The organism is Bacteroides sp. MSK.20.12 (assembly GCF_019052435.1).
Taxonomy (GTDB): Bacteria; Bacteroidota; Bacteroidia; order Bacteroidales; family Bacteroidaceae; genus Bacteroides; species Bacteroides xylanisolvens.
In genome coordinates this window covers 1-2,549 of the sequence record NZ_JAHQVH010000091.1, presented here as the reverse complement: position 1 = coordinate 2,549, position 2,549 = coordinate 1, and the positions used below count along the sequence as shown (strand labels likewise).

Below are 2,549 nucleotides of genomic sequence, written 5' to 3'. Positions count from 1 at the left end.
CGAATTCCCCGACTATCCCAAACCCTCCCACGAGAACCGGAACAGGCCAGATAGCAAAGACTTAACGAAGTCATCATCCAGGAAACCCTACAAGAAAAAGGTAAAGAGACAAATACTTCTTCCCAAAAGAAAAGGAGAAAGAACAATACCAAATTCAGAATGACCAGATCTCCCAGAACTGCTATAAATTCTATAAATTTATTGATTTGACTGGTGGTTGATACCATATCACATTAAAAATTGATTTTAGGCGCATACTTCTTTGAACTTATTCAGAAAATCTTTTCCGAATAAATTCCAAAAGATAACAATACAAACTGATAGGAAAATAAAAGCTAAAACATATACCTTTCTACTGGTTCCCGAAGGATATAATGGTACAACTGCAGGCTCTACAACAGCAAAAACAGGCTTCTCCTCCTGAACTTTAGCTCTGGCAACCTGAAGCTGACTGGCAACCTGACTATATACCTGGTAAGCAAGGCTCATATCATTCTGCAAACGTTCCTGTTCGGCACGAACACTCTGCAAAATTAAGTTATCATGAGAATCCAAATAGTCTGCGTATTTCTTCTGAGCAGCATAATATTCTTGCTGACGTTCTTTGAAAAGTTTCTCCAAATAGATACAATCTTCTTTCGCCTTGAAAGTGCGGTAGTCTATAATGTATTCCTGCAATTTTTTCACTACAGAATCGGCTACGACTGCAGCAACCTTAGGATCCTGAAAAGTTGCAGTAACGGAAGTCATTGAGGTTTTCTTATCCACAGAGGCGGTTATCATTTTCTTCAGAGTCGCAATTTTCTTCGATTCCTTCTTTGAAAGCTCAATTGCGCCCTGACCTGTTTTGTTAAAAGATGCAATTTCATCTTCCTCAGTAAACAAGGACTTTACTCCACCAATTAACATACCCGGAAATCCGATTACATAACTCCACCAGGGAGATGTTTCCTCATCTAAATAAGTATTCAATGTCATGACTTCATTCTTTGTTACCGGTATATCCATTGCAGAAAGCTCCAGTAAAAAAGGAGTAGAAGAAACAATATCAGCAGATAAAGAAGCATTCAAGGCATCAGTACCATCTCCCATAGTAACCCCACTTCCTAAAAAGGAAGCAGCCAAACCGGATAAGCCACCCTCTTTGTTATTACCCATTTCCGGAGAAAGGGTAACTTCAACTGTGTACTGCTTAGGGATACTTATTGCAACAATAACACCAATTATCAGTCCGATACCGGCTGCTTTATAGATCTTCTTACGAATACCTATAACCTTACGAAGAAGATCCATCAAATCGATTTCAATCTCCTCATCATTGTGATTATTGTACAACTGCTTTGTTTCCTTTTCAGATGTTTGTTCCATCAAAGTAGACATAAATAAAGGTATTCGTTATTTCTTGATTAAATTAGCAATAGAGGCAATCATCATACCCAACGAACTGAAAGAAGTGGCATATCCCAAGATTTCTCCCACATTAGTACGTTTCTTAGATCTACTGGGAACGATTATTTCACAACCAGGCTCGATTTGTTTCTTACCGCTACCTTTAACCTTAGTTACCTGACCATTCATGTAAACAATGAACTTCTTGCTCTTCTTCGCATTATCTGAATAACCACCGGCCTGATTCAAATAATAATCAATATTCTTATCCGCTATATAAGAAACGGTATTAGGAACCATAACAGCACCATTGATCTTAACTGTATTGGTACTTTTGGGAATAAAGACTACATCACCCTCACGCAAGACAATGTCCGCCGTGCTCCCCGGATTAGCTAAAGCTTTCTCCAAGTCAATGCCGACTGTAAAATGATCTTCCACATGAATATCCAAAGAATCCATCATAGCCTCACCTAACTGACGGCTCATCAAGCGGATCACATCTCCCATACGTTTCTTCTCACCCTCAGTAGCAACACGAGTCAACTTGGCACCGCGTAGGTAGGCGTTTTTGGTAGAACCGCCGGCTTTGCGAATCAAATCGGAAAGACGTTCCTCACGACTGGTCATGGCGTATGAGCCTTCGAACAGGATTTCACCTTCAACAACTACATTCTGTTGAGCCTGATAACCCGGACTACGACGTACATAGACCTCATCATAAGGTTGAAGAACAAAACCCGGTGTGCCGTCGACGACAAAACCTTCTTTCAGAGAAAATGTATACGTCCGACCGATCGTATCATTATCCACTGTACTATGGGGATTCCTGATTCTGCGCGATACATCCACACGAACAACAGAAGCGGCTTCACGCAAGCCTCCGGCCTGAATGATCAAGTCTTCAAGGGTCATATTATCCGCATAAGGATAGGAATCAGGTTTGGCCACTTCGCCGTGGATTACAACATCTCCCCTATCTTCCAAATCATGGATACTGGGAATATAAAGAATATCGTTTTTCGTCAGGATAATATTTTGAGAAGTACCATCCATGATGGCTTTAATGTCAACAGGGATAACTTCAGTAGTAAGATCCTCACGCTGACGATAAAGGACAGCACGGTTCAAGAAAGCATCACCCGTCAAGCCTTGGGCTT

2 protein-coding genes and 1 pseudogene are annotated in these 2,549 nt (G+C 40.8%); all 3 read right to left on the bottom strand.

What is annotated here, in order from left to right:
• Positions 1-227: pseudogene (locus KTR06_RS24235) on the bottom strand (undecaprenyl-phosphate glucose phosphotransferase); the annotation flags it as partial.
• A 19-nt stretch (positions 228-246) separates the two neighbouring features.
• The gene (locus KTR06_RS24230) at positions 247-1,380 is read right to left on the bottom strand and encodes a Wzz/FepE/Etk N-terminal domain-containing protein (protein WP_217290887.1); all 1,134 of its coding nucleotides are present in this window, start codon (positions 1,378-1,380) and stop codon (positions 247-249) included.
• 15 nt (positions 1,381-1,395) lie between these two features.
• A partial coding sequence (locus KTR06_RS24225; protein ID WP_217290886.1) for an SLBB domain-containing protein occupies positions 1,396-2,549 on the bottom strand: 1,154 nt, incomplete at its 5' end.

What these genes read in the sequence shown, in the direction of transcription:
- KTR06_RS24230 (WP_217290887.1), bottom strand. Translation starts at nt 1,380, where the DNA reads ATGTCTACTTTGATGGAACAAACATCTGAAAAGGAAACAAAGCAGTTG.